Below are 25367 nucleotides of genomic sequence, written 5' to 3' on the forward strand. Positions count from 1 at the left end.
TTGACCCGGCCCTAAAGGACCGGGCTTGGAGGTAGCGTCCAACTGGCTGCTGGATTGGCTCCTCCGTCCAGACACCCCTTATGGGGTGGCAGGGACGCGTGACTCACGCCCCGCGGTCCACACGGTTGCGCCCTTGCGGGCGATGTTGTGGGACGCGTTGTCGTCCGCGTTCGCCAAAAACCCGCAGGCCCGGCATGCGAACGTTGCTTGTGACTGGCGGTTGCGCCGGTCGATGTGGCCGCACTCGGAGCATTGCCGGCTGGTGTACGCCGGATCGACGTACACCAGTGGCACCCCGGCCCGGCGCGCCTTGTACTCAAGGAACGTGCCGAGTTGGTGGAAGCTCCACGAGTGCAAGGGGGTCCGCTGGTCCTTGCGGAGCCGTACCCGGCTGCGGATGCCCGTGAGGTCTTCCAGGGCGATACCGGAGCCGGTGCGTTCAGCGGTCGTGACGATGGTCTTCGAGACGATGTGGTTGATGTTGGCGGTGTGCCGGGCTTCCTTGCGCGATCGCTTCTTGAGGAGACGCTTCGCGGACTTGGTGCCCTTGGCCTGGAGCTTGCGGCGCAGTTCGAGCTGCCGGGCGCGGTGCCGGTTCAGCCCCCGGCCGGCGGCACGGTAGCCGGTGGAGGTGGTGGCGATGTTGACGATGCCGAGGTCGACGCCGACGAACCCGGACGGGTTCTCGTTGACCGGCTTCTCCGGGATGTCACAGACCGCGACCAGGTAGAACACGCCGTCGCGTTCGATCAGGTCGGACTCGCCCTTGCGGTGCTCACGCAGCATCTTCAGCGCGTCCGCCGAGCAGACGAAGCGGACGTTCTTCAGCCGGCCCGCCACCGTCCAGATCGACACCGTCCCGGCGTCGTACTGCCACGACAGGCACCGGTCGTCGAACGGCTGCGCTGCCTCCGGCCGGAACGTGACCGGCTTCGACTCCACCTTGACCCGGCGCTTCGAACCCGGCTTGCCGTAGTTCCCGGCCTTGATGCTGGCCTTGAGGGTGGTGTAGGCGTCGCGGGTCTTCTTGATGACGTGCTGGGCAGCCTGCGCCCCCAGCCCCCGCGACTTCAACTCCGCGTAGGTGTGCTTCCGCAGCTCGTACTCACGCGGCACGCCCTGCTCGAACGCCACGCCGGACACCCAGTTGGCAGCCTCGTTGACCATGCGCAGGGTGGAGCGCAGCGCGGCGGCCTGGTCGGCCTCCGGCAACAGCTTCACCTGCGTCACGAGCTTCATCACCATGACCGTAGCATTGACCTATGTCACCTCGCTGGGAGCCAAACCCCAACATTCGCAGGGGTAGAACCGTCGTTTACACCCTCCATGCCCACTTGGTCTTCACACCCAAATACCGGCGCGGCCCCTTCACCGACGAGATCCTCACACGCTGCGAAGAAGTCATGCGCGCCGTGTGCGCGGACTTCGAGACCGAACTGGTCGAGTTCAACGGCGAACGCGACCACGTGCACCTCCTGGTGCACTACCCGCCGAAGGTCGCCCTGTCCCGGCTGGTCGGATCCCTCAAGGGAGTGTCCGCACGTCGGCTCCGGCAGGAGTTCCCCGACCACATCCGCAAGTACCTGTGGGGAGCACACTTCTGGTCCCCGTCATACTTCGCGGCATCCTGCGGCGGGGTGCCCCTCGGCATCATCAAGGAGTACATCGAGCAGCAGAAACGTCCGCTCTAGGCCGCAGGTCAGAGCAGCCCAGAGAAGCGATTCCTCCCGGCCCTGAAGGCCCGGGGTTCCTCGCAAGATCCCGCTGAACACGGCATTGCGGCGCAGCTGTTCTGCGCACCCAGCCTGGTCAGTGCCCTCGTTGGGCGGCGATGGGACACAATGAGTCCTGTGACCGAACTGCATGCACCGGCGAACCCGAGGTGCCGGGACGACAGGTCCTACCTCTCCTTCTGCTCCAAGGACTCGATCCTGTCGATCGGATCAGTCGGTTCTGTCCTGTCGATCGGATCGGTCGGCTCGGTACTGTCGGTCGGCTCGGTGGGCTCCGCCCTCTGTGTCGGATCGATCGCCTCTTCCCTCTCGCTGCTTTCCGCCGGCTCCTGGCTCAGTACGGGCTCGCTGCTGTCCGCCCGGTCCAGCTGGTCGGTGCTCTCGTGGCGCTCGCGCAACGGACTCGTGGCTGCGGGAGTCCTCACCGCCGCCCTCGCCCTGCACACGATCCACCGCCGGAGCCAGGCGACGGCGCCGCGACAGTGAGGTCGGCCCGCCGTCCCCCGTTATGTTTTTCGCGGTCCTGCAACGGGGCCGCTGGCCTCCGGGTCCGGTATGACTGTGTCCCCTCTGTCGAAGTGATGGCCTGGGGGGTGGTGTCGCCGGGCCCGTGGGGTGCCGTCGGAGCCGCTGATGAGAGACCCGGCCACCGCCCGGTCCGGCGCAATGCCGGACAGAGACGTGGGCGGCAGGTCTGCATAACGTGGATGCGCGAGTACGGTGCCAACGCCGTGGCCGGCCAGGTCAACCACCCAGGAGGGGTTCGATGTTAGACACCGGCGATGTGGGCGTCTTCCTGGGTATGGACGTCGGCAAGAGCGCCCACCACGGCCACGGGCTGACGCCGGCGGGCAAGAAGGTCTTCGACAAGCCGATGCCCAACAGCGAACCCAGGCTGCGGGCCGTCTTCGACAAACTCAAGGCCAAGTTCGGCACGGTGCTGGTGATCGTGGACCAGCCCGCATCGATCGGCGCTCTGCCGCTGACCGTCGCCCGCGACGCCGGCTGTGAGGTCGCCTACCTGCCCGGGCTCTCGATGCGGCGGATCGCTGACCTGTATCCAGGCGAGGCGAAAACCGACGCGAAGGACGCGGCGGTGATCGCGGACGCCGCCCGAACCATGCCGCACGTCCTGCGGTCGCTGGAGCTGACCGACCAGATCACCGCCGAGCTCACGGTGCTGACCGGCTTCGACCAGGACCTCGCCGCCGAAGCCACCCGCACTTCGAACCGGATACGCGGCCTGCTGACCCAGTTCCACCCCAGCCTCGAACGAGTCCTGGGACCGCGGCTGGACCACCCGGCCGTCACCTGGCTCCTCGAGCGTCACGGATCCCCGGCCGCACTGCGGAAAGCCGGCCGCCGCAGACTCGTCGAACTCATCCGCCCCAAGGCCCCACGCATGGCCGTCCGGCTGATCGACGACGTCTTCGACGCCCTCGACGAGCAGACCGTCGTGGTCCCGGGAACCGGCACCCTCGACATCGTGATCCCGTCCCTGGCCGCCTCGCTCGCCACGGTCCATGACCAGCGCCGTGCGCTGGAAGCGCAGATCAGCAGCCTGCTGGAGGCCCACCCTCTTCACCAGGTCCTGACCTCGATGCCCGGAGTCGGAGTCAGGACCGCCGCCGTCCTGCTGGTCACCGTCGGAGACGGCACCAGCTTCCCCAGCGCCGCCCACCTCGCCTCCTACGCCGGCCTCGCCCCCACCACGAAGTCGTCGGGGACCTCAATCCACGGCGAACACGCACCCCGCGGCGGAAACCGCCAGCTCAAACGCGCCATGTTCCTCTCCGCCTTCGCCTGCATGAACGCCGACCCAGCCTCCCGCGCTTACTACGACCGGCAAAGAGCCCGCGGCAAAACCCACACCCAGGCACTCCTACGACTCGCCCGACAACGCATCAGTGTCCTGTTCGCCATGCTCCGAGACGGCACCTTCTACGACTCCAGAGTCCCCGCCGCCACCCTCGCCCCATGACCATCCCAAACAGCCTCATACCCGGCACCACGTCCTTGACGAAAGACATAGAGACACCCCCCCGGGGCGGCCCCGGCCGTAGCAGGACAGAATCGTCGCCATCTCCACACCGATGTGCCCCTGGCCTCGTTCCCGGAACGGTGTCAGACGGTGAGGTGGGTCGCGTGGGATTCGGCGGCGTCGGGGGCGATGCCGTGCTGCTCCTCCTCGGGGCGGGACTCCTTGGGCAGGAGGAAGGTGATGGCGAGGAACGCCACCAGCAGGCATGCCTGGACGATTAGCGCATGGTGGAAGCCGGTGGTGAAGTCACCGTTCTCGGCCCGCGCGAAGAAGACCGAGCCGAAGATCGCGACGCCGATGGAGCCGCCGACCGCCTGGACCGCCGTCAGGACGCCGGAGGCGGAGCCGATCTCATGGTCTTCGACCGCGGCGAGGATGAAGCTGAACAGGGCGGCGATCACCATGCCGGCGCCGATGCCCGCGACGACGGTGCCGGGGACGATGTCCCAGATGGAGAAGGCGGCGGTGTCGAGGCCGTCGAGTTCGAACCACAGCACGGCCGCTCCGGCCAGCTGGATCAGCGGTCCGACCTGGAGCACGCGGCGGCCGATCCTGTTCGCGAGGAACGCGCCGCTGACGGCGCCGCCGATCGCGGTCCCCACCGCCAGCGGCAGGTTGCCGAGGCCCGCTTCGCCCGCGGTGAAGCGATGGCCGATCTGGAGGTAGAGGGTCAGGACGAGTTGGGTGCCGATCAGCCCGCCGAAGAACAGGGCGATGCCGCCGAGCCCAACGGTGAAGGCGGGCTTGCGGAGCAGGGCGGGGGTCACCAGCGGTTCGCGGCCCGCGGCGGCCGTTCGGCGCTGCTGAAGGGCGAACAGGGCGAAGCCGATCACCGAGGCGGCCATGCTCAGCCATGTCCACAGCGGCCAGCCGTCCTCCTGGCCCTGGTTCAGCGGCAGCACGAGCAGGGCGCACGAGGCCGCGATCAGCGCCGCGCCGGCGATGTCGACCCGCACCGTGCGGCTGCCCGCCCTGTCGGGTACGAACTTCGCGGCGACGATCAGGGCCGCGACACCGATGGGCAGGTTGATCAGGAACACCGACCGCCAGCCGAGGCCGAAGAAGTCGCCCTCGATCAGGAAGCCGCCCAGGACCGGGCCGATGATGCCGCCCAGGCCGAGGGCGGGCCCGAAGATCGCGAAGACCTTGGTGAGCTCGGGGCCGGAGAAGTTCTCCCTCAGCAGGCCCAGGCCCTGGGGCAGCAGCATCGCTCCGGCGGTGCCCTGCAGCAGACGGAAGGCGATCAGCGACTCGATGTTCGGCGCGAGCGCGCACATCAGTGAGCTGGCGGTGAAGGCGGCCAGGCCCATCAGGAACATCCGGCGCCGACCGTAACGGTCGCCGAGCCGGCCTCCGAGGACCAGTCCGGCGCCCAGCGCGAGGGCGTAGCCGCCGATGACCCATTGCAGTCCCACGGAGCCGGCGCCGAGGGATTCCTCCAGGTCCGGTCCGGCGACGTTGACGATCGAGGCGTCCAGGAGGTCCATGATCTCGGCCGTGATCATCACCGCGAGGATCAGCCACCGCCATCGGTAGGGCTCGACGGCGGTGTCGGGGGTGGGGGCAGGGGCGGACACGAGTAAATACCTCCATGGTGAAGTAATTCCATGGTGAAGGTAAAATGATGGAGGTAGGTTGTCAACCTGCGATGCCGATGTGACCGCGCGGCGGACGACAAGGGTGGAGGGTCCCGTGGAAGAGGCCAAGCGCGACGACGTCGCGGAACAACGCGAGCGGCTGACGGAAGCACTGAGGATCTACGGCACCCACTACACCGAGCTCGGCCGCCGCTTCGCCGCCTGGCTCGGTCTGCACTCCACCGACGCCATCGCGCTGCTCCAGATCACCGCCGCCGAGGAGCGCGGCACACCCCTGTCACCGGCACGGCTCAGCGAGCGGATCTCCCTGTCCACCGGAGCCACCACCGCACTGCTGAACCGGCTCGAAGCCGCGGGACACATCACCCGCGCCCGCGAACACACCGACCGGCGCATCGTCACCCTGCGCGGCGGAGGACACATCCAGGAACGAGCGGAGGAGTTCTTCGACCCGATCGCCCACCGCCTCGACGCGGCGATGTCGAACTACCCGCCCCAGGTCCTGAACCAGTTCGAAGCGTTCATGGCCGACCTCAACACCACCATGGACACCCACCTCAAGGAACAGGACTCGTAGGCGCCCAATGGACAGGGACATGGTCGTGGGTGCGGGTGCGGGTGCGGGTGCGGGTGCGGGTACAGGTACGGGCAGTGCAGCGGACGGTGAGCACGGCGCGGATCCCGGCCCGAGCAGGCCGGACGAGCTGTCGTCGCTCCGCGAAGCGGTGGATTCGGGCTCGCCCGCGCTGGTCGAGGCGCTGCTGCACGACACGATTCGGGGGAGGTGGAGCGAGCCCGAGCTGCTGCGGATGAAGGAGCTCGCGCGCCGCTGGACCGAGGTGGGGGTCGAAGCGGAACTCCGGCGCCTCACGGGCTCCCAGGACGTACTCCTGCGTACCCGGGTCCAGGACGACGAGTACTGCCGCGTCGACGAGTGCTCACTCGGGGGGATGACCGTTCGCGACGGGCACGCGGCGATCCTCACGGACCTGGAGGCCCTGCTCGGCATCCGTACCGCCTTCGAGGAGTTGATGGCACGCGCGTTGAACCACAGCCAGGACCACGCCGCATGGGGGAGTGCCACGATGCTCCTGGCCAACCGTCGTGATCCGGAGACCTGGACGGCTGCCGAGGCACTGCGCACACATCCGGAGCCGTCCAAACGGCTGTTCGGAGCCGAGGTGCTACGGCTGACCCACCTCTTCGACGGCAGTGACGAGGACGCGTTCGCCGGCCCTGCCCTGGGTCTCTTCACCGACTGGTCGACCGGGGAAGACGACCTCGCCGTGCTCAACGAGGTGCTGGTCGCGCTCGGAGAACACTGCGATCCGCGCGCCGGCGCGGCCCTCATCCCCTACGCCGGTCACGCCGATGCCGGGATAAGGCGCACGGTGGCGCGCGGGTTCGGCACATGGCTCGAGGCGCCCGCCTTCCTCGACGATGTTCGTGAGGCGCTGCTGGTGCTGATGACGGACATGGACCCGGCGGTACGGTGCGCCGCCTGCCTCACCGTGGCCGAGAGCGGGGACCGCGATCCCTCCCTCGCCGATGCCATGGCCGCCCTGCTGGACGACGCGGACCGCCGGGTCCAGGTCACCGCCGTCTACGGTCTCGCGCTGCACAACGACGAGCGGTGCGTGGAAGCAGAACGCCGCCTTCCACCGGCGCCGCCCGGCACCCCGCGCGAGGACGAACTCGACGCGGTGTGGCGGTACGAGTGGCGCCGCGACGGCCGCTGACACCCACCCCGAGCACGGGGCGCAGTAGATCCGCATCGGCCGTCATGACCACGGCGGCCGGGGATCGGGAGCCCCTGTGATGCCGCCAACCGGCGGCACGGAGCGGTCCCTTCGAGCGAATGATCTGCCTGCGGCCAGGCCGGAAGCGCCTCAGATGACGAAAGGGAAAGTGCGGACCCTTTCGGGGCCGCACGGCAGGTCCTGGGCGATGTGCCGTGGTTGATGTGTACACACATGAAGGAGACTTCGCATGACGCGTGTTCTGAAGAGCCTCGCGCTCGCCCTCGCCGCCGGCGCCGTGGTCGTCGGTGGGGCTTCGATGGCCTCGGCGGACGCTCGCGCGGACGGCGTCGCCGTCGGCTCCCCGGGCGTCCTGTCCGGCAATGTCATCCAGGTCCCGATCCACATCCCGATCAACGTCTGCGGCAACTCGATCGGGGTCATCTCCCTCCTCAACCCGGCCATCGGGAACACCTGCATCAACACCTGATCCTGCTGACGGCCGGTCCGCGCGGGTGGGAGCCGCTGACGCTTCCGCCCGAGCCCGGCCCGGTGTGGCCGGCGCCGTCCGGCACCGGCCACACCATTCCTGTGAACCTCAACTCGGGCCCGTCAGCACGGCACCACGTAGTACGCGGGGTTGAAGTTGTAGTCGCCGTCCTGGTTCGCCGGAATCCACCCGATGTTCCTGCGACTGCTGTCCAGGATCTGGCCCGCCACTCCGCCGGTCTGGCGGCTGTACCAGTGGCCCCAACCGTTCCAGTTGTACAGCTTGTAGGTGGTGCAGTGCGGCAGCACGAAGTGGTAGCCGCCCTCCGGTTCCGTGTACAGACATATGGCGCCCACGGGGCAGGGATAGTCCGGGTGCATCAACGGGAGCCAGCCTTCCTGCGGCCCCCACACACTGGCGTTGGAGTTGTCGCCGGTCGAGGAGACAGAAGCCGTTGCCGGCACCGCCGTGGTGATGAGCCCGAGTGCCACGACCGCCATCGCGGCCGCCCTGCCTGCATTGCGAAGCTTCATGCCGGTTCCCTTGGAGAGTTCGATGTGGTCTTGAACGGTCGCGCCCCGGGGCACGTTCAGACGCCGGCGCACGTGGGCACCCCGGCCATCCAGGCGTCGCCCTTGAGGTAGATGTTGGTGATCCATCCGCCGAGGTCGGGGAGGTAGGACCAGGCGTCGTTGGTGACGCCTTCCGCCGTGATCGACTGGGCGTGCATCTGGCAGGAGATGACCACGCTGGTGCCACCCGCGATGGTGGTGACCAGAGTCGCGCCGGTGTTCGGCTGTGCGCGCACGTTCAGCGTGTCACCCCAGGTGGCGTGTCCGATGCCGCTGCCACCGCCGCCCGCACCGGATTCGGGGACGTCACGGCAGGACGGCACGTCGGTCATCCAGGCCGGCCCTCTGAGGTAGATGTTGGTGATCCACCCGTGCAGTTCGGGGAGGTAGGACCAGGCGTCGTTGGTCGTGCCCTCCGCCGTGATCGACTGGGCGTGCGCCTGGCAGGCGATGAAGACGCTGGTACCGCCCGCGATGGAGGTCACCACGGCCGCGCCGGTGTTCGGCTGTGCGCGGACGTTGAGGGTGTCGCCCCAGGTCGCGTGTCTGATCTGCCCGGTGTCGCCGCCGCCGTGGCCGGGGTCGGCCGCCTTCGACATCATCCGCAGGGCGCCCGCGTAGTCGTTCTTCGCGCCGTAGCGGAACTCCGAGACCATGAGCTTGGTGTCGGACTGCTGCGCCTCGACCATCAACCCCGCGCCGAGGTAGATGGCCACGTGATGGATGGCTCCCGGCTTGCCCCAGAAGAGGATGTCTCCCGGCAGGAGCGGGGCGGTGCCGGCGGCCGGACCGAAGCGCGTCGAGCCCGGGGGATAGAGCCCGTAGAGGTTGTTCGTCAGGCCGGGGGCTCCGGCGATGTCGTAACCGTAGGCCTGAGCCAGTGCCCAGCGGACCAGGCCCGAGCAGTCGAAGCCCGTCCGGAAGGGATCGTTCTTGGAGCGGTCGGGATCGGACCAGTCGATCGCGCCCTTGGCCGGGCCGGGCGTCGCTCCGTGGCCGCCGGTCCAGACGTACCAGAGGCCCGCGTCGACCGCGGCGCAAGCCGCCCTGATGGTCCCGTCGGCCACTTCCGAAATCTCGTCCTGGTGTTCGCGTGCCTGGCACAACGCCGCGGCGTGAGCCGGCTGGGCGGCGGCCGTCAACGACACCGTGATGCCCAGCACGGCCAGCACGGCCGCAACCACTGCTGTCCTCAGCCTTCGCACGAGTCTGTGCACATCGTTCCTTCCCTCTTCGGAGACCCTCGGGATGTATCGGCCGACCACGGTGTTCCCGCTCGCGCCGCTCCCCCACGGTGGCGCGGCACGCATCGTCCGACTCGGAATCGACGCCGTGTCGTCAGGCCGACGTCGCTCACTGTGCACGGGGACGGCTATGCGTCCGCCAACCGTGCGCTACACGTCGGCACTAACCGCCTGGACCTGGCCGAACACCGGCGACCGTGTAGCGCGGCCGTCCGCCCCGTGTCTGCCGCATTCCAGCCACTGGACGGCCCGGGAAGGCGTTCCGGCGGTGGATCGCGCGCCCTTAGGATCGCGCAGCACCTTGTGTCTCTAGGGGGAGTACGCCATGCAGTTCACAGTTCTGGGAGAGGTCAGGGTGCATGGCGCCGACGGGCAGATCGAAGTGCAACGCCCCCAGCGACGCGCGGTACTGGCCTACCTGCTCCTGAACGCGCGGCAGCAGGTGACGCTCGATCGGCTCATCGACGCGATCTGGGCCGACGAGGCACCGAGCAGTGCCCGGACCCAGATCCACGGTGCGGTCTCCACATTGCGCCAGACCTTGCGCGGGACCGACCTGGCGGACCGGATCCAGACCACGGCCGACGGATACACCTGCACCGTGGGCGACGGCGAACTCGATCTGCTGGCGTTCCGCGCCCAGGTCCGCCGCGCCGCCGAGGAAATGGCCGACCAGCGGACCGAAGAGGCATCGGAGAGCCTGCGCGCCGCGCTCGGGATGTGGCGCGGCACGCCGCTGGCCGGTGTGAACGCGGCCTTCGTGGAACCGGCTCGGGCGCGCCTGGAGGAGGAACGGCTGGACGCCTGCGGGCAACTGGCGGCGTGCGAACTCGACCTCGGTCGGGAAGCCGAGCTGATACCGATGCTCACCGAGCTCGTCGAGGCCAACCTTCAACGCGAGCAGCTCGTGGGGCAGCTGCTGATCGCGCTGTACCGCACGGGCCGCCAGGCGGAAGCGATACGGCGCTTCGCGGAGACCCAGCGCTTCCTCGCCGAGGAACTCGGCATCGACCCCGGGCCCGAACTCTCGGCGATCCACGCGGCGATCCTCCGTGCGGACCCCGAGCTGACGACGGCTGGGATGAGCCCCGCCCTCGGCGCCGGGTCACCACCGACAGCGCCCCCGGAGCCATCACGGACCGACGGCGACACGGCCGACGGGCCGACTGCGGTACCTGCCGCCGTCGCACCCGTACCCGTACCCGTACCCGACCAGGACCGGCGGCGCCGTCTGATCCGCCTGGGCCTGGCGGTCACCGTAGGCGTGGCAGCGATCGGCGCTGCCGGCGCCTTCTGGCTTCAGACCCGAGATATTTCCGGCAACTCGGCGGCCGACAACCGCCCGTCCGTGACCTCTTCCGCACCCGGATCCGCACCCGGATCCGCGCCGTCCCTGCCCCCGTCCGTCTCGGTCAAGGCCGCCCCGACGGGTCCGGTCGGCACCCTGGCAGCCGTACGGGTGTTCAACATCGACGGCGACTGCAAGACGCAGACCGAGCGCCTTCCCGCATGCCGGCTCGGCCTGGCCAAGAACCCGTACGTGACGTACGACCTGAACAACGTCGTACCGCACCGCGTATGGCACGGCGACGTCCTGATGGCCGACTGCATGGTCGTCAACGGGATCCGCATCGAAGACGAACACGGGGTGGGAACCCCCAACTGGTTCCGCGTGCACCTGGCAGACGTTCCCGGGGAAACCGCCTGGCTGCCTGCCGTTCGCACCCACGACGACCCGGACCTGCCGGTCTGCTCCGCCTGACCGGCGGGACCGGGCTGCGCGCCGGCCTACCGCCAGTCTTCACCGGTGTCCGTGGGCCGCTGGTGCACCATGGGGACGAGCGGTGCGACGCGATGCGCAAGCAGAAGGGGATCACCATGTCCGACGCCGTCCCGGACCGTATCCCGTCGAGGAGGAAGCGCTGGTCGGGGCGCTCGCCCGCCGCGCCGGTGACCGTGCCGGGGGCGATGGCGCCGGACCGGCTGTGGATCCGCGAGCTGGCCCGGATGCTCTGCGAGCTGGGCGTGGAGCTGCTGCGCGCCGAGGCCCTGCCCTTCGCCGGGGCCGGCCCATCGCCATCCCCCGGGGATCGCTGCGGAGTTCCGCGGCGCGCAGGACGGCGCGACCCTCTCCGACCCCGCCGTCCGTCTCGGCGTGCTCCTGCGCGAGGTGATCGAGGCCGTGGACCCCGCCACCCGCGGACACCCACACGCCCCTTGCCCGCTCCCGCCCCTGGGACCTGCCCGCCGACGCCTGGCACACGCTCCGGCTCCAACTGCGGGCCGACTCGCCCGTACTGCGCCATGCCGTCCGCACCACGGTCGTGGTCATCGTGGGCTACCTCGTCGGACACGCGCTTCCCCTCGGGCACGCCTACTGGGTCGCCATGGTCGCCGTACTGATCATGCGCCCGGACTTCTCGCAGACCTACAGCCGCGCCGTCGCCCGCCTGGGCGGAGCCACCTCTACCCCGCCTGGGAAACCACCCCGCCTGCGCATCCGCCTCGCCGACTGGCTCCAGGCCGACCTCGGCTACGCCGCCGCCGTCATCGCCCGCTGCGCCGACACCACCCCGAGCGCCGACCGGCAGCTCCGCCAGGCCCTGCTCGCCGCCCGCAGCGCGCGCATGGCCTGGCAGGAAGCAACTCTTCGCGCCAGGAACGAACCCGTACGGCCCGGTGGACTGCCCCCGACGGCGGAAGCCGAGGCCCAGCACGCACTGGCCGAAGTCGCCCGCGTCGCCCTCCTCCTGGAAGCACACCTTCCCCAGGACCCCCGCGACGCGGTGCCCACCGCGGCCGCTCTGGCCGGAGCCCTGCGCCCTCACGCCCCGACCGACCCCCACCACCTGAGTCGACATGCCCTGCGCAGGCAAGGGGCGTGCTTGTTCGAGTCGCCTTCGCGCCAGCCGGGTGGCCGGGAACTCCATATCGCGGAGGGCGCCTCATTCGTTACGTTCCGTGATGCACGCTGATCGACGTGCTGAGCCCCAGCCCCGTGAACGCCGATGTCACGGGGCTGGGGCTCATGCCGGCTGTGCCGCACAACAGCGACACCTGGCTCGCGCCCGTCCCTGCCCCGTACGTGCCGCCGACCGTCAAGAAGTTGCAGGAGAGCGAGTGCAGCGACAACGGCTCCGACGGCGCCGACGGGGAGAGGTCATGCGCCGAGTGTGACGGCGCCGAGGCCGAACGGAAGGTGGCGCACCGCCAGCGCCACAGCCTCGTGCGCCGTGGCGAATCCGCCGAGGTCCTGGCTGATGAATCCTCGCGGAGTCCGGGCACGTGAGGAGCGCGGCGCCCGGGCACCCCTCGGTCAGCAGCGCCGCGGCGAGGCTGCCGCGGGCCGCGACGTCGGGATACAGGACAGCGGGATCGGGAAGGGTGGTCACAACTGCTGATGCTGCCCGACCTGCCGATGCAGGTTTCCTACAGCCAGCGGCGCACCGTGCGGGTGAGGACCGGCGGAAGGAGGTCCTTGGCCAGGCGGCGGGCCAATGGGCTCCGCTGGGGAGCAGTGCGCCGCGACCCTGCTGTCCCGGGGCCGGGAACCGGCTCCGGAGCCGGGCCGCGTGTGGCCGTTTCGTGGCGGGAGCGGGGGTGCGGCGGGGGGACCGCCTTGCGGCCCGTGATCCGGATCAGGGGTGCGCCGGCCACTTCCTCCACCCCGTGCCACAGATCCTCGCGGCCGGCCAGGAACACGGCCAGCTCCGTGCGCAGCGGTTCGGGGTCGTCCCATGTCGCGTACATCTTGTGCTGCGTGATGCACAGGACGTGCAACCGCCGCGCGTCCACGGCTCCCCAGACGGCTGCCGCGACGCCCGGGCAGTGCTCCGCCCTGAAGTCGTCGAAGACGACGACCGCTTCGGGGGCGGCCAGCAGCCGCGAGGTCTCCACGTCCGTGCGCACGTGCGCGTAGAGGTGCGAGGCGTCCACGTGAACGAAGCGGCAGGAGGCGGGCCGGACGCGGTCGGGGAGGACCGCCGTCACCGCCTGCACCACCGTCGGCAACTCGTCGTGGAACGAACGGTAGTTGGCCTCGAACGCCTGACGCGTCAAGGTGGCGTACGAGCGTCGCATTTCGCCGTCGTTGCTGTCGTCCTCGGCCGGGGAATCGAAGAGGTCGCAGACCGTGAACTCTTCCCCGTCCTTGAGGTATCCACCGAGGAAGATGGCGCTCTTGCCCAGGTAGGCGCCGAGTTCGAGAAGGTCCCCGCCACCTGACGGGTCGGCATTCTGGCGGCTGAGGAACCAGTCGAAGAGAATCTGGTCGGCCGGCCAGAACCACCCCTTCACCTCGTCCAAACGCGCGGGCGCAGGGAGGTTCAGGGGTTCTGCGGGCTGTGCAAGCGGTGCGGTCATGGAGTGGACATCCCCAAGAGCGAGGTGGATCGGTCTGTCCGGCGAGGATGCGGGTTCCAGGTGACGGCACGGCGAACGGCCGCAGGCCGTGCAGCGGCACGCGGACGCACGCTGTCGGTACACCGCAAGGCCCCGTACCCGGGAAGCCGTGTGAGTTCCACCTCGGTGGGTTCGCGCCGGTGTGCGGCGGGGGAGGAGATCGTCAGGGGCGGGTGACACCGGGGGGTGGTGCCGATGATGTTCGGGTACTCGGACGAGTGGTGGGTGCTGTTGCTGTTCCCGGCGGTGCTGTGGGTGCTGTTCGGGCCGTTCGTCATGGTCGGCCTGGGGGTGTGGTGTGCCTCCGCGCCCGGCTCGCGGGCCCGGCTGTGGTCGGTGCTGGTTCCCCTGGTGCCGGTGCTGACCTCGGCGTCCGTCATGACCCTCCCGCTGAGCCGGTGGGAACGCCCGGTACGGGTCGACGGCGCCGTGGAGGCGCCGGAGCACCTGTACGACTTCTTCGGCTACCTGGCCGTGTACGTCGGGGGCATCACGGTGCTGCCGTGGCTGCTCGGCTACGGCAGCACGCGCCTGCTGCGCTTCGCACGGGCCCGTCGGCGGGCGGCGGGGCCCCCGGCCACTTGATAGCCCCGCTTCGCGAACCGGCCGAACGGCAGGCTCAGTTCGGCTCCGACACGGCAGTACTGCCGAGGAGCCGGTCCACGAGGAGGTCCGGGTAACCGGAGGCCGGCGGGTCTATGCCGAAGATCGCCCGAAGGTAAAGCGGTGCGACGAGCTGGTCGAGGATCTGGTCGAGGGGCGGGGGGACCTCGCCGCGCGCGATGGCGCGGTCGCGGATGCGCTCTATGGCGCCGAGGCGGCGCTCGAACTGCTGCGCGCGCTGGCCCTGAGCCGTGGCGCTGCTCGGCATGGACAGGGCGACGGCGCGGATCAGCAGCCGCCCTTCGGCGGTGCGGATGCTCGCGACTCCGGCCGTGACCCACGCCGTCAGATCGCCGCGCAGGGTTCCGGTGTCGGCCAGCGGCCAGTCCCGTTCGAGCCGGGTGACGACCACGTCGGCCAGGAGCGCCTCCCGGCTGCCCCAGCGCCGGTAGACGCTGGTGTGGTTCACCCCGGCGCGCTGCGCGACCGCGGGGATGGTCAGGTCCGCGCCCTCGGGGTCGGACAGCAGATCGATGACGGCCTGGTGGACCGCAGAGCGGACCTGCTCGGGGCTCTTGCGAAGGCGCGGGGCCGGTTCTTTCGAAGTCACCCACACATCGTAAGCACAAACATTTGCTTAATGGCGCCAGCGGGGTCTACAGTCCTGCTGTACGCACAGATCTGTGCTTAAGGAGGGTGTGATGAAGCCGCTGCTGTTCCCCGGCAACCCCCAGTTCTGGTACGAGACCCTGCGCTCCATGAGCCACATCGCCTACGGCGGCGCCGACTTCGGCGAGGTCGTCTCCATCGGCGAGCGCATCGAGGAAGGCGACGACGACAGCTGGCACGAGGAGTGGATGGCGACCGCCGACCGGGTGGCCGCGGAAGCCCAGAAGGCCCTGGACGCGGGCCACACCATCAGTGCCCGGGACGGATTCCTGCGCGCCTCGAACTACTACCGGTCGGCGGAGTTCTTCCAGCACGGCCACCCCTGCGACCCCCGCCACGACCACGCCTACGACCGCAGCGTCGACTGCTTCCGAGCCGCGGCCGCGCTCCACACCCCGTACATCGAACCGGTCCGCATCCCCTACGAGGGCACCACCCTCCCCGGCTACCTCTACCGCGCCGACACCACCGGCACGCCCCGCCCGACCCTGATCATGCACAGCGGCTTCGACGGCACCGCCGAAGAACTCCACTTCAGCGGTGCGATGGCCGCCGTGGAGCGCGGGTACACCGTCCTGACCTTCGACGGCCCGGGACAGCCCGGCCCCCGCCACCACCAGGGCCTGGTCTTCCGCCCGGACTGGGAGAACGTCATCACCCCGGTCATCGACTTCGCCGAAACGCTCCCCGAGGTCGACAACAGCCGCATCGCGCTCCTCGGGAGCAGCATGGGCGGCGTACTCGCCCCCAGGGCGGCGGCCTTCGAACACCGCCTCGCCGCCCTGATCGCCGTCGACGGCGTCTACGACCTCGGCCAGGTGTCCACCCGCCACATCCCGGGCGACCGCGAAGAGGCCGAACGGCTCCTGCGCGCGGACTCCGCCCCCGAACTCGACGCACGCTTCGAGCAGATCACGGCCCAGGACGCCACCGCGCGGTGGGCGATCAACCACGGCATGTACGTGATGGGCGTCGACACCCCCCGGGCCTTCAGCGCCTCCTACCTCGACTACACCCTCGCCGGCGGCGTCGCGGAGCTGATCCAGTGCCCCACCCTCGTGTGCGACGCTGCCGAGGACGAGTTCTTCAAGGGCCAGCCGGAACAACTCTACGAACACCTCTCCTGCCCCAAGACCCTGATGCTGTTCACCGCGGAGGAAGGCGCCGGCGCCCACTGCCACCCCGGCGCCATGCGCCTGGCCCTGGCCCGCATCTACGACTGGCTCGACACCACCCTCGCAGCCACCCCCTGAAACCCGCACCCGCACCCGCACCCGCACCCACCCACCCGCCCACCCACCCGAAGGAAGCCGCAATGAACCGCACCGGAATCGCATCCGCCCTGAGCGACCTGCTCTTCAACCAGGACATCACCCTGGAGGAGGCCGCCGAGCGCCACTTCGCTCCCGATTACCGCCAGCGCACGGACGGCGAGTGGGCCGACCGCGCCGAGTTCCTCGACCACATACGTCACCTGCGCGGCATCGTCGCCAACGGCAAGGTCGAGGTCCACGACGAGCTGTACGACGGCAACAAGTACGCCGACCGGCACACCTGCCACATCACCAAGAACGACGGCACCACGGTCACCATTGAGGTCTACCTCTTCGCCGCCCTCGCCCCCGACGGCCGCTTTCAGCGCATCGAGGAAACCACCCTGATGCTGAGCGGCTCCGCCGCCGACCGCAGCCTGGGCAGCGCCCGCTGAGCCGAGGATTCGTATCCCACTTCGCTCGACGCCGATCTGCGCCCGGTCGACGGGATCGAGGGCGTTCTGGCTGAGCCGGCCGCGCGCGGGGTTCCGTACTGCGTTGTCGGAGGGGTGGGTTACTGTCCGGCCATGGATCTGCGCTACTCGACCAGGCCCCCGGTGCAAGAGATCGTGGCGGCTGTGCCTGGACTCGCACCGTACGCACGACCGGCCGTGGTGTTGGCCCCCGAACGGGGGGAGCCGACGATCGATCAGAGTTCTGTGGGTGGACCGTTGCTCTGGCCGGCCGACGAGCCCTGGCCGCATTGTGATGTCCCGGATGAGAAGTCCGATTCCGGGACGCCGCCGACCGCCATGGTGGCGGTGGTGCAGGTGCACCGGCGAGACGCACCCGGCGACTGGTGGCCTGAGGGCAAGGACGTCTTTCAGCTGTTGTGGTGCCCGAACGTGCACTGGGATCCGCCGGCTCCACAGGCGGACGTCAGCCCAGTGGCCGAGATCCGCTGGCGGAACAGCGCCGACGTCACTCGAATCATCGGGTCACCGCCAATACCCGTACGGCAAGAGGATCCGGACTACGGCTACACCCCGGCAGGGTGCACGCTCACCCCGGTGCCCCTCGTCGACTTCCCCCACCCGCAGGCCCTGCCGGACGGGGAACTCGTCGAGTCCGTACGGAAGTACGCCGAGGCCGCCGGGGACGGAGGCGATGCCATCACCCGGGTGGCCGGCATCAAGTTCGGCGGCTGGCCCACCTGGCATCTGACTGACCCCTACGACGTTTCGTGCCCGACCTGCAGTGCTCCGTGCCATCTGATGTTCACAGTGGCCAGTGACGAGACCACCGGGATCACGGTCGGGAGGTGGGGCGATTTCAGGGTCTTTGCCTGTTCAGCTGGCTACGAGCACGGCTACGTCTTCGACCAGCACTGATTCACCCTGACGGCACCTGAGCCCGTGACCTTCCGCCGGCCCCCGGCCACCGGCATGCTCACCTGGTCGGCGTGATCCGTCGGGTGGCGGATCGCAGGGCGAAGGCCATCACCACTTCGAAGACGCCGAGCAGGACGAACCACAGTCCCAGCAGCCGTGTCAGGGCTACCGCGGAATCCACCGGGAAGCAGAGCACCACGATCCCGGCTACGGAGCCGAGGGCGCCCAGGGCGAAGAGCAGGCCGCGGTGCACGAGCGCGCGGTCGGCGATCGCGACGTACGCCGTGAGCACTCCCGTCAGCAGCCAGAACACCCCGACGATCAGGGACAGCGCCCCGATCGTCTGCATCGGATGCCGCAACACCAGGATGCCCGCCAGGAACGCCAGCATGGCGATCAGGACACCGGCCAGTCTGCTGCCGCCCCCGTCGGCACTGTGCGAGAACGCCGTCACGAAACGGAAGCCGCCGGCCACCAGGAGCTGGAGACCGATGATCACGGCCAGGATGTGCAGCGTCTCATCGGGCCAGACGAGCACCAGGATGCCGGGGATCAGGGTCGCCAGAGCGAAGCCGAGCGCCCAGTGCCAGGAGCCGCCGAGCTGCTTGAGGACGTCCTCCGGATCGCTCTGGCGATGCGGTGCCGCGTCGGGGGATACGGTCATCTCGGCCTCCCGGGCTCGGTCGAACGGCCCTGGAGAGGGCCCCTCGAAGCCATCGGATGTGCCTGGTCAACCCATCAGGCCCAGTTTAGGCCGGTGGGACACGGCCCGCTGTCCGGAGGGAGGGCCGCTGCCTGCGTGGCGATCATCCGAGGGGGCCAGGAGAATGAGAGGACCGGAGAAGCAGCGCCCCGACGGCTGTGCCCCGACGACTGTGCCCGGACCGGGTGCCGGCCGCGCCGCGAGACGGATCGAGAGGGATCGAGACCGAGCGAGACCGAGCGAGACGGACCGAGACGGACCGAGATGCACCGCTACCCGCCCATCGCCGAGCACGGCCTCATCGGAGACCTGCAGACCTGCGCGCTGATCTCCTCCGAGGGAGTACTCGACTGGTTCTGCTCGCCACGCTTCGACTCGCCCAGCATCTTCGCGAGCCTGCTCGACCACGACCGCGGTGGATACTTCGCCATCACCGCGGGCACGCCGTCCGACCTCGACGAGGAGGGACCGGCGAGCGGTTCCGAGGTGGTCACCCGCCAGCTCTACCTGGCCGACACAGCCGTACTGATCACGCGCTTCCTGACCTCCGGGGGCGTCGGCGAAGTCGTCGACTTCATGCCCGTCCCCGAGCAGCACACAGCCACCGACCGTCACCAAGTGGTTCGGTACATACGCGTGGTACGGGGAACCGTGCGCTTCACGCTGGAGTGCCGCCCCCGCTTCGACTACGGCCGGGCACCGCACGCACTGGCGCTGAACGGCTCCACCGCGCGCTTCGACGGGCCGGGCGTGACCGCGCACCTGCAGGCCGTCGACAGCGTTCCCCTGGAGGCCGACGGTCAGGACGTGCGCGCGGCCTTCACCCTGGACGCGGGCCAGAACGCGGCCGTCGTGCTGACGGTCTGCGACGCGGGGAGCGTGGCTCCGCCGCCCCTCAGCAGGGCCCAGTCGGTGCGACAGTTCCTGGACGTGCACCACTTCTGGCACGGCTGGACCGGCCGCTGCAGCTACCGCGGCCGCTGGCAACAGGTGGTCAAGCGCTCCGCCATCACCCTCAAGCTCCTCACCTACGCGCCCACCGGCGCGCCGATCGCCGCCGCCACCATGGGCCTGCCCGAGCAGGAGGGCGGGGAGCGCAACTGGGACTACCGCTACACCTGGGTGCGCGACGCCTCCCTGTCGGTGCGCGCCATGCGGGACCTGGGCTTCACCGACGAGGCCGACGGCTTCAGCCACTGGCTGCAGCAGCGGCTGCGGGACGGCGGCGCCCCCAACGGCGAACCCCTGCAGATCATGTACCGCGTCGACGGCGACCCGTACCTGACCGAAGAGGTCCTCGGCCACCTGGAAGGGTGGCGCGGCTCGGCACCAGTGCGCGCCGGCAACGGGGCAGCCGACCAACTGCAGTTGGACATCTACGGAGAAGCCGTCTACGCCCTCGCCCAATCCGGCCGAACCGACGCCATCGTCGGCTACGACGCCTGGATGCGCTCCGCGGGCCTGCTCGACCGGATGTGCGACACGTGGGACCGCCCCGACGAGGGCATCTGGGAGACCAGGGGCGGCCGGCAGGACTTCACCTACAGCCGCCTCATGTGCTGGGTCGCCTTCGACCGCGGCATCCGCCAAGCCGTGGCCACCGCCCGCCCGGCAGATCTGCCCCGCTGGACCGCCGCACGCGACGCCATCATGGAACAGATCATGACCCGCGGCTGGAGCCCGGAACGCCAGGCGTTCGTCCAGCACTACGGCAGCGACGTCCTGGACGCCTCCCTGCTGATGATGCCGCTCGTAGGCTTCATCGCGCCCAAGGACCCGCGCTGGCTCTCCACCCTCGACGCCATGGACGCCGAACTGGTCTCCGACAGCCTCGTCTACCGCTACGACCCCCAGGCGTCTCCCGACGGCCTGCAGGGCTCCGAAGGCACGTTCTCCCTGTGCAGCTTCCTCTACGTGTACGCGCTCGCCCGGGCGGGGCGGCTCGAACAGGCCCGCTACGCCTTCGACAAGATGCTGACGTACGCCAACCACGTCGGCCTCTTCGCCGAGGAGATCGGTCCCACGGGTCAGCAACTCGGCAACTTCCCCCAGGCCTTCACCCACCTCGCCCTCATCACTGCTGCCCTCGCGCTGGACGACGAACTCGACGAGACCTCAAGGCGCCCGCAGCGCGAGTGACAAGGAGATGGGCATGGACAGTCCCGCCGAGCGGGCCCGACGCGGCCGGTCCGCCCGCAAGCAGGTGACCCGGGCCTCGCACGGGCGGTGGACGGCGGCTGCGGACCGGCCCGACCCGCTCGATGTGCTGGAGCGGCAGGCTGCCGACCGAGTCGTCGAGCTGCTGCCGATCCGCTACGGGCGGATGGCCGACTCCCCGTTCGCCTTCCTACGGGGCTCCGCCGCGGTGATGGCCGCGGACCTGGCGGCCCAGCCCCACACAGGCCTGACCGTCCAGCTCTGCGGCGACGCCCACCTGCTGAACTTCGGCCTCTTCGCCTCGGCCGACCGCGCGCAGCTGTTCGGCCTCAACGACTTCGACGAAACCCTGCCCGGGCCATTCGAGTGGGACGTCAAACGGCTCGCCGCCAGCGTTGCCGTGGCCGCGAGGGAGGAAGGCCGCGGCGACGACCGGGCACGGCAATCCGCTCTCGCCGCCGCCCGGGCCTACCGGTTGTCCATGCGGCACCTTGCCGAGCAGGGCGAACTCGCCGTCTGGTACCAGCGGTTCGACACGGCCGAGGTGCTCCCGCTGATCCGCGAGTCCAAGCTGCGCAACCGGGTCGAGGCGAGTCTGGCGCGGGCCCGACGGCGTACCAGTCTGCAGGCACTCGCCAAACTCACCGAGACCCGGGACGGCCGCCGGCGCATCATCCACGACCCGCCCCTGCTCGAGCCCGTGACCGCAGCCGAGAGCCGGGCCGTCGATGAGATCTTCAGCGAATACCGCGCGACTCTCCCCGATGAGCGGGGCCGGCTCCTGGACCGCTACCGGTTCGTCGAAGCGGCACGGAAGGCCGTGGGCGTGGGGAGCGTAGGGACCCGCTGCTTCATCGTCCTGCTGATGGGCCGCGACGAGCAGGACCCGCTCTTCCTCCAGATCAAGGAGGCCGGACGATCGGTGCTGGAGGACCATCTCCCGGCCGACAGCCACGGCCACCACGGTCACCGGGTGGTCGCGGGACAGAAGATCCTCCAGACAGGCGGAGACATCTTCCTCGGCTGGACGACCGGACCGGCCGGGCGCCACTTCTACGTCCGGCAACTGCGCGACATGAAGGGGTCGGCCGTCGTGGAGACCATGACGCCGGACATGCTCCGCCAGTACGCGGAACTGTGCGGCACGGCATTGGCCCGGGCGCATGCCCGCTCCGGCGACCGCATCGCCATCGCGGGGTACCTCGGCAAGGCCGACACCTTCGACCGCGCCGTAGCCGACTTCGCCCTCCACTACGCGGACCAGACCGCCTTGGACCACGCACTGCTCACCGCAGCCATCTCCCAGGGAGCCGTCACAGCCACGCACGGCATCTGAGCGGAGGGGGGAAGAGCGCCACTGACAGTCCGCCTCGGACCGGGCGTGCTCCGCGAACTATTCGGGAACTTGCGTACAGGGTGCGTAGACGCTGATGAACAGAGTCGTGGTCGAGTTGTTCCACTGCACGTCGACCTGGTCGCCGCCCTGCGGGTCTTCGAATCGGAAACCCAGTTCGCGGAAGGTGGCGCCTGCACGGTCATCTTCGTGGGTGAGCTTCCAGCCCTGCTGCACCAGCCGCTGGCGCACGCGCCCCTGCGCCTCTCGGGCAGCGGCTTCGGGGACGTCGGGCACCCTCCGGTCGAGTCCGAAGCTGCGTACGTCGCTTCGTGCCTCGTCGATGTGGGCGACACCTCTCAGCCCGCGGTAGTAACAGGCGCCGGTATCGAGGCTGCCCGAGTCCGCGGCGTACTTCTCGGGCAGCGCGAAGTCCTCGTAGATCCCGTCGGACCGGGCCTTGAGCCGCTGCGCGACCGCGGCCGGGTCGCCCGAAGGATACGGCGCGCCGTTCCACACAAAATCCCCCGCCACCACGGCAGCAATTGACAACGCCACCACCGTGAGCCCTGTGACGGCATACAGGACGGACCGCCCGGAGGTTCGGGTTCCACGCGCAAGGCTCTTGATCATGAACGTGACGTTAGGCGTCAGCATTGCGCGACGCATGAGTAGCCGTACCCAGAAGGATCCTGGGAGCACCCACGAAGCCGGGGAGGAGTGCGCCTCCGGGCTGCCGGGGCGCTGGTTCATCTGGGGTGCCGGCGTCGCGGTCGTGGCATTCGTGGTCGCCATGGCCGCGCCCGCAGTCCGGGCGCGCCAGGCCGCAGTCGTCGTCCAGACCCTGGCCGAGTGCGCGGCACTACTGGTCATCCTCAGCTACGTCTGACCGCCGGATGCTCTGAAGCACGTACCGACGGCGGATCTGCCGCTCTCTTGTACGTGAGCCACGGAACGCGCAAGCCCACCCGAGGCTACGAACCCGGGCCCGAGATCGGCCCGTCAGCCCGGGACGCGGGCGGGTGGCTGGCCGCCGCGACCCCGACCGATGTCGTTGGTGTTCATGGCCTCGGCCAGGGTGACATAGCCGGCCGCGTCGGACCGCCCTGCGCCAGGGCGACCGGGCCGCCGACAAGAGGGTGAGGAACACGGTGCCCGGTCGGGCCCTCAGTAGGCGTGCCCCGTGTGCGCGAGCGCCTGCTTCAGCAGCACGCCGTGCCCGCCCGGCATCTCGTCCGGCACGGCCAGCTCGGCGGCCTCCTGGGGACTGAACCAGACCAGGTCCAGCGCGTCCTGCCGAGGGCGGCAGTCGCCGGCGACCGGGACGACGTAGGCCAGCGACACCGCGTGCTGGCGGGGGTCGTGGTAGGCGGTGATGCCGGCGGTGGGGAAGTACTCGGCGACGGTGAAGGGCTGGAGGGCGGCGGGGACACGGGGCAGGGCCACCGGGCCGAGGTCCTTCTCCAAGTGGCGCAGCAGCGCGTCACGGACCCGCTCGTGGTGCAGGACGCGGCCGGACACGAGGGTCCGGCTGACCGTTCCGTCCGGACCGATGCGCAGCAACAGCCCGATGCTGGTGACTTCGCCGCTGTCGTCCACCCGTACGGGAACGGCCGTTACGTACAGGATCGGCATCTGGGCCCTGGCCGCTTCCAGCTCATCCGTAGTCAGCCAGCCGGGCGTGGTCTCGATCATGTCAGACATTGCTTGATCGTACTTTCCGGGCGCCGTATCCGCATGACCCACAGGCCGAATTCACACGTGCAGGTCCCCAATCCGGACGCTTCGTGCGGCGACTTCCGGATCCGAACACCCCGTCTCGATCGAAACGGAGGGCGGGGGAGGGCGAGGCGCGCGCCCGTTGTCACCATCCCAGCCATATCCTGAAATCCAACGAGGTCGGCAGGAGAGCACTGCCCAGCTGCCCGCAGCCACACTTCGATCCCCGAACCACCGGGAACCTACGGAGACGCATGTCCGTGCCCGCCCCCGAGGTCAGTGCCGCAAGGCTGCTGCGCCGCCCCCAACTGTGGCTCTTGCCCACGATCCTCACCGGAGTGCTCGCCCTGTTGCTGTCCCTGCTCTACATGGGCGGCATCGTCAACCCCAACGCGGACCTGCGTGCCCTGCCCATCGCCCTCGTCAACGACGACACGGGCGAGCCGCCGCCCGGGCAGCGGCAGAACCTGGGTACGCAGATCACGGCGGCCATCGCCGCCGACCCGGCGGGCGGCAAGGTCGACTGGCGGGCGCTGACCCGGGCCCAGGCCCAGGACCAGCTCGACTCCGGGAAGGTGTACGGGGCCCTGGTGGTCCCGGTCGGTTTCACGGCGGCCGTGACCGCCCTGACCACGACGGGAGCCACGCAGCAGCCGTCGATCACCGTGCTCACCAACCCCGGCAAGGGCAGCCTCGGTTCCTCCCTCGCGAGCCAGATCACCACCCGGGCCGCCCACGGCGCATCCCAGTCCGTCGGCCGACAGCTCACCGCGGCCGTCGGCGCCGGGGCGACCCCCACCACCAGGCTCCTGCTCGCCGATCCGGTCCACGTCGTCACCGAGGTCGGCCACCCGATCGGTTCCCACAGCGGCCTCGGCCTGACCGCCTTCTACTACACCCTGCTGCTCGTCCTGGCCGGGTTCATGGGCGGCAACGTCATCAGCAACGGCGTCGACACGGCCCTCGGCTACGCCGACAACGAGATCGGGCCCTGGCACACGCGCCGCCCGACCGTACCGATCAACCGCACCCAGACCTTGCTGCTCAAGATGGCCATGACCGCGGGCATCACGCTCCTCAGCTCCTCCCTCGTCCTCGTGGCCTGCGTGGAGATCCTCGGCATGGACGCGACCCGGCTGCCGCTGCTGTGGATCTACTCCTACTGCGCGGCGCTCGCCGTCGGGCTGGGAGTGCAGGCCATCAACGCCGCGTTCGGCGGGATCGGCCAGCTGGTGTCGATGTTCGTCTTCATCGTCCTCGGCCTCCCGTCCTCAGGTGCCACCGTCCCCCTCCAGGCGGTGCCCGGCTTCTACCGCTTCCTGTCCCACTTCGAGCCGATGCGCCAACTCAGCGACGGGGTGCGCGCCATCCTCTACTTCGACGCGCGCGGCGATGCCGGACTCACCCGCTCCTGGCTCATGATCGCCATCGGTACGGTCCTCGCCCTGGCCTTCGGGTTCGCGATGACCACCTACTACGACCGCAAGGGCCACAAGCGCCTCACACCACAACCCGCTTAGGCCGTGCCCGATGGGCTGCCTGTGACGTCCCTTGCCCACCGGATTCATTCCTACCTCGGTTACTCGTCGGCGTCGCCCTGGAGCTGCCGGCCTGGATCGATCAACACGAGCTGACGCTCGAAGGCCTCAGCCAGGAGCACATCGACGACTGGATCACCAGCGGCACTGCTGCAACAGCTGGCTGACGAACCATAGTTAGTC

At 69.6% G+C, this 25367-nt stretch carries 26 protein-coding genes; 16 read left to right on the forward strand and 10 right to left on the reverse strand.

Features of this window, described 5'->3' with window-relative positions; all coding sequences use genetic code 11:
* Positions 1 to 78: 78 nt before the first annotated feature.
* Positions 79 to 1239 (reverse strand): RNA-guided endonuclease InsQ/TnpB family protein, encoded by a 1161-nt coding sequence (locus AC3IYJ_RS37650; RefSeq protein ID WP_489399007.1) that lies wholly within the window; start codon positions 1237 to 1239, stop codon positions 79 to 81.
* A gap of 23 nt (positions 1240 to 1262) precedes the next feature.
* Between AC3IYJ_RS37650 and tnpA the strand changes: the two genes are divergently transcribed.
* From tnpA to AC3IYJ_RS37665, 3 genes are all read left to right on the forward strand, one after another.
* Positions 1263 to 1691 (forward strand): IS200/IS605 family transposase, encoded by a 429-nt coding sequence (gene tnpA, locus AC3IYJ_RS37655; protein WP_489399008.1) that lies wholly within the window; start codon positions 1263 to 1265, stop codon positions 1689 to 1691.
* 159 nt (positions 1692 to 1850) lie between these two features.
* A complete protein-coding gene (locus AC3IYJ_RS37660; protein WP_489399009.1) occupies positions 1851 to 2219 on the forward strand; it encodes a hypothetical protein in 369 nt (122 codons plus the stop codon).
* 280 nt (positions 2220 to 2499) lie between these two features.
* Positions 2500 to 3714 carry an IS110 family RNA-guided transposase gene (locus AC3IYJ_RS37665; RefSeq protein ID WP_489398780.1) on the forward strand — a complete coding sequence of 405 codons (1215 nt, stop codon included), beginning with the start codon at positions 2500 to 2502 and terminating at the stop codon, positions 3712 to 3714.
* Between the two features lie 143 nt (positions 3715 to 3857).
* Here the strand turns inward: AC3IYJ_RS37665 and AC3IYJ_RS37670 are convergent, their stop codons facing one another.
* Complete coding sequence (locus AC3IYJ_RS37670) at positions 3858 to 5279, reverse strand: MFS transporter (RefSeq protein WP_489403046.1); 1422 nt, start codon at positions 5277 to 5279, stop codon at positions 3858 to 3860.
* Between the two features lie 187 nt (positions 5280 to 5466).
* Between AC3IYJ_RS37670 and AC3IYJ_RS37675 the strand changes: the two genes are divergently transcribed.
* From AC3IYJ_RS37675 to AC3IYJ_RS37685, 3 genes are all read left to right on the forward strand, one after another.
* The gene (locus tag AC3IYJ_RS37675; protein WP_489399010.1) at positions 5467 to 5949 is read left to right on the forward strand and encodes a MarR family winged helix-turn-helix transcriptional regulator; all 483 of its coding nucleotides are present in this window, start codon (positions 5467 to 5469) and stop codon (positions 5947 to 5949) included.
* A gap of 19 nt (positions 5950 to 5968) precedes the next feature.
* Entirely contained in the window at positions 5969 to 7111 is a 1143-nt protein-coding gene (locus AC3IYJ_RS37680) for a HEAT repeat domain-containing protein (protein ID WP_489399011.1), read from the forward strand.
* A gap of 250 nt (positions 7112 to 7361) precedes the next feature.
* Positions 7362 to 7601: a chaplin gene (locus AC3IYJ_RS37685; RefSeq protein WP_489399012.1), complete on the forward strand. Its 240-nt coding sequence runs from the start codon at positions 7362 to 7364 to the stop codon at positions 7599 to 7601.
* A 122-nt stretch (positions 7602 to 7723) separates the two neighbouring features.
* Here AC3IYJ_RS37685 and AC3IYJ_RS37690 read toward each other — a convergent pair whose 3' ends face one another.
* Complete coding sequence (locus AC3IYJ_RS37690) at positions 7724 to 8134, reverse strand: hypothetical protein (protein WP_489399013.1); 411 nt, start codon at positions 8132 to 8134, stop codon at positions 7724 to 7726.
* A gap of 56 nt (positions 8135 to 8190) precedes the next feature.
* Positions 8191 to 9357, reverse strand: a complete 1167-nt coding sequence (locus tag AC3IYJ_RS37695) for an NlpC/P60 family protein (RefSeq protein WP_489399014.1) — start codon at positions 9355 to 9357, stop codon at positions 8191 to 8193.
* Between the two features lie 385 nt (positions 9358 to 9742).
* Between AC3IYJ_RS37695 and AC3IYJ_RS37700 the strand changes: the two genes are divergently transcribed.
* Together AC3IYJ_RS37700 and AC3IYJ_RS37705 are read left to right on the forward strand one after the other, a co-directional pair.
* Positions 9743 to 11179, forward strand: a complete 1437-nt coding sequence (locus tag AC3IYJ_RS37700; RefSeq protein ID WP_489399015.1) for an AfsR/SARP family transcriptional regulator — start codon at positions 9743 to 9745, stop codon at positions 11177 to 11179.
* A gap of 571 nt (positions 11180 to 11750) precedes the next feature.
* A complete protein-coding gene (locus tag AC3IYJ_RS37705) occupies positions 11751 to 12392 on the forward strand; it encodes an FUSC family protein (RefSeq protein WP_489399016.1) in 642 nt (213 codons plus the stop codon).
* Between the two features lie 185 nt (positions 12393 to 12577).
* On the opposite strand, the gene AC3IYJ_RS37710 is transcribed toward AC3IYJ_RS37705, so the two are convergent.
* Together AC3IYJ_RS37710 and AC3IYJ_RS37715 are read right to left on the reverse strand one after the other, a co-directional pair.
* On the reverse strand, positions 12578 to 12637 hold the full coding sequence (locus tag AC3IYJ_RS37710) for a hypothetical protein (protein WP_489403047.1): 60 nt from the start codon (positions 12635 to 12637) through the stop codon (positions 12578 to 12580).
* A 209-nt stretch (positions 12638 to 12846) separates the two neighbouring features.
* A complete protein-coding gene (locus AC3IYJ_RS37715; RefSeq protein ID WP_489399017.1) occupies positions 12847 to 13779 on the reverse strand; it encodes a class I SAM-dependent methyltransferase in 933 nt (310 codons plus the stop codon).
* 234 nt (positions 13780 to 14013) lie between these two features.
* On the opposite strand from AC3IYJ_RS37715, the gene AC3IYJ_RS37720 reads away from it, so the two are divergent.
* Positions 14014 to 14403: a hypothetical protein gene (locus AC3IYJ_RS37720; RefSeq protein ID WP_489399018.1), complete on the forward strand. Its 390-nt coding sequence runs from the start codon at positions 14014 to 14016 to the stop codon at positions 14401 to 14403.
* 34 nt (positions 14404 to 14437) lie between these two features.
* Here AC3IYJ_RS37720 and AC3IYJ_RS37725 read toward each other — a convergent pair whose 3' ends face one another.
* Positions 14438 to 15031, reverse strand: a complete 594-nt coding sequence (locus AC3IYJ_RS37725; protein WP_489399019.1) for a TetR/AcrR family transcriptional regulator — start codon at positions 15029 to 15031, stop codon at positions 14438 to 14440.
* Positions 15032 to 15122: 91 nt separating this feature from the next.
* Between AC3IYJ_RS37725 and AC3IYJ_RS37730 the strand changes: the two genes are divergently transcribed.
* The 3 genes from AC3IYJ_RS37730 to AC3IYJ_RS37740 all read left to right on the forward strand — a co-directional run bounded on the left by AC3IYJ_RS37730 (position 15123) and on the right by AC3IYJ_RS37740 (position 17734).
* Positions 15123 to 16343, forward strand: a complete 1221-nt coding sequence (locus AC3IYJ_RS37730) for an alpha/beta hydrolase family protein (RefSeq protein WP_489399020.1) — start codon at positions 15123 to 15125, stop codon at positions 16341 to 16343.
* 62 nt (positions 16344 to 16405) lie between these two features.
* A complete protein-coding gene (locus tag AC3IYJ_RS37735) occupies positions 16406 to 16798 on the forward strand; it encodes a nuclear transport factor 2 family protein (protein WP_489399021.1) in 393 nt (130 codons plus the stop codon).
* A 132-nt stretch (positions 16799 to 16930) separates the two neighbouring features.
* Complete coding sequence (locus AC3IYJ_RS37740; RefSeq protein ID WP_489399022.1) at positions 16931 to 17734, forward strand: hypothetical protein; 804 nt, start codon at positions 16931 to 16933, stop codon at positions 17732 to 17734.
* 58 nt (positions 17735 to 17792) lie between these two features.
* Here AC3IYJ_RS37740 and AC3IYJ_RS37745 read toward each other — a convergent pair whose 3' ends face one another.
* Complete coding sequence (locus AC3IYJ_RS37745; protein WP_489399023.1) at positions 17793 to 18398, reverse strand: HdeD family acid-resistance protein; 606 nt, start codon at positions 18396 to 18398, stop codon at positions 17793 to 17795.
* A gap of 303 nt (positions 18399 to 18701) precedes the next feature.
* On the opposite strand from AC3IYJ_RS37745, the gene AC3IYJ_RS37750 reads away from it, so the two are divergent.
* Both AC3IYJ_RS37750 and AC3IYJ_RS37755 read left to right on the forward strand, forming a co-directional pair.
* Positions 18702 to 20576 (forward strand): glycoside hydrolase family 15 protein, encoded by a 1875-nt coding sequence (locus AC3IYJ_RS37750; protein ID WP_489399024.1) that lies wholly within the window; start codon positions 18702 to 18704, stop codon positions 20574 to 20576.
* Between the two features lie 13 nt (positions 20577 to 20589).
* A complete protein-coding gene (locus AC3IYJ_RS37755; RefSeq protein ID WP_489399025.1) occupies positions 20590 to 21930 on the forward strand; it encodes a DUF2252 domain-containing protein in 1341 nt (446 codons plus the stop codon).
* A 57-nt stretch (positions 21931 to 21987) separates the two neighbouring features.
* Here the strand turns inward: AC3IYJ_RS37755 and AC3IYJ_RS37760 are convergent, their stop codons facing one another.
* Positions 21988 to 22560, reverse strand: a complete 573-nt coding sequence (locus tag AC3IYJ_RS37760) for a hypothetical protein (RefSeq protein ID WP_489399026.1) — start codon at positions 22558 to 22560, stop codon at positions 21988 to 21990.
* 34 nt (positions 22561 to 22594) lie between these two features.
* Here AC3IYJ_RS37760 and AC3IYJ_RS37765 point away from each other — a divergent pair, with 34 nt between their 5' ends.
* On the forward strand, positions 22595 to 22816 hold the full coding sequence (locus AC3IYJ_RS37765; protein WP_489399027.1) for a hypothetical protein: 222 nt from the start codon (positions 22595 to 22597) through the stop codon (positions 22814 to 22816).
* Between the two features lie 278 nt (positions 22817 to 23094).
* Here the strand turns inward: AC3IYJ_RS37765 and AC3IYJ_RS37770 are convergent, their stop codons facing one another.
* Complete coding sequence (locus AC3IYJ_RS37770) at positions 23095 to 23631, reverse strand: NUDIX hydrolase family protein (protein WP_489399028.1); 537 nt, start codon at positions 23629 to 23631, stop codon at positions 23095 to 23097.
* A 269-nt stretch (positions 23632 to 23900) separates the two neighbouring features.
* Between AC3IYJ_RS37770 and AC3IYJ_RS37775 the strand changes: the two genes are divergently transcribed.
* Positions 23901 to 25166, forward strand: a complete 1266-nt coding sequence (locus tag AC3IYJ_RS37775) for a YhgE/Pip domain-containing protein (protein ID WP_489399029.1) — start codon at positions 23901 to 23903, stop codon at positions 25164 to 25166.
* Positions 25167 to 25367 lie beyond the last annotated feature (201 nt).

The sequence above is a fragment of the Streptomyces sp. GL_140 genome, assembly GCF_057834465.1.

Coding starts and splice junctions, on each gene's coding strand:
- AC3IYJ_RS37650 (WP_489399007.1), bottom strand. CDS start 1,239: ATGAAGCTCGTGACGCAGGTGAAGCTGTTGCCGGAGGCCGACCAGGCC.
- tnpA (WP_489399008.1), top strand. CDS start 1,263: ATGTCACCTCGCTGGGAGCCAAACCCCAACATTCGCAGGGGTAGAACC.
- AC3IYJ_RS37665 (WP_489398780.1), top strand. CDS start 2,500: ATGTTAGACACCGGCGATGTGGGCGTCTTCCTGGGTATGGACGTCGGC.
- AC3IYJ_RS37670 (WP_489403046.1), bottom strand. CDS start 5,279: ATGATCACGGCCGAGATCATGGACCTCCTGGACGCCTCGATCGTCAAC.
- AC3IYJ_RS37680 (WP_489399011.1), top strand. CDS start 5,969: ATGGTCGTGGGTGCGGGTGCGGGTGCGGGTGCGGGTGCGGGTACAGGT.
- AC3IYJ_RS37685 (WP_489399012.1), top strand. CDS start 7,362: ATGACGCGTGTTCTGAAGAGCCTCGCGCTCGCCCTCGCCGCCGGCGCC.
- AC3IYJ_RS37690 (WP_489399013.1), bottom strand. CDS start 8,134: ATGAAGCTTCGCAATGCAGGCAGGGCGGCCGCGATGGCGGTCGTGGCA.
- AC3IYJ_RS37700 (WP_489399015.1), top strand. CDS start 9,743: ATGCAGTTCACAGTTCTGGGAGAGGTCAGGGTGCATGGCGCCGACGGG.
- AC3IYJ_RS37715 (WP_489399017.1), bottom strand. CDS start 13,779: ATGACCGCACCGCTTGCACAGCCCGCAGAACCCCTGAACCTCCCTGCG.
- AC3IYJ_RS37720 (WP_489399018.1), top strand. CDS start 14,014: ATGATGTTCGGGTACTCGGACGAGTGGTGGGTGCTGTTGCTGTTCCCG.
- AC3IYJ_RS37730 (WP_489399020.1), top strand. CDS start 15,123: ATGAAGCCGCTGCTGTTCCCCGGCAACCCCCAGTTCTGGTACGAGACC.
- AC3IYJ_RS37735 (WP_489399021.1), top strand. CDS start 16,406: ATGAACCGCACCGGAATCGCATCCGCCCTGAGCGACCTGCTCTTCAAC.
- AC3IYJ_RS37740 (WP_489399022.1), top strand. CDS start 16,931: ATGGATCTGCGCTACTCGACCAGGCCCCCGGTGCAAGAGATCGTGGCG.
- AC3IYJ_RS37745 (WP_489399023.1), bottom strand. CDS start 18,398: ATGACCGTATCCCCCGACGCGGCACCGCATCGCCAGAGCGATCCGGAG.
- AC3IYJ_RS37750 (WP_489399024.1), top strand. CDS start 18,702: ATGCACCGCTACCCGCCCATCGCCGAGCACGGCCTCATCGGAGACCTG.
- AC3IYJ_RS37755 (WP_489399025.1), top strand. CDS start 20,590: ATGGACAGTCCCGCCGAGCGGGCCCGACGCGGCCGGTCCGCCCGCAAG.
- AC3IYJ_RS37760 (WP_489399026.1), bottom strand. CDS start 22,560: ATGATCAAGAGCCTTGCGCGTGGAACCCGAACCTCCGGGCGGTCCGTC.
- AC3IYJ_RS37765 (WP_489399027.1), top strand. CDS start 22,595: ATGAGTAGCCGTACCCAGAAGGATCCTGGGAGCACCCACGAAGCCGGG.
- AC3IYJ_RS37770 (WP_489399028.1), bottom strand. CDS start 23,631: ATGTCTGACATGATCGAGACCACGCCCGGCTGGCTGACTACGGATGAG.
- AC3IYJ_RS37775 (WP_489399029.1), top strand. CDS start 23,901: ATGTCCGTGCCCGCCCCCGAGGTCAGTGCCGCAAGGCTGCTGCGCCGC.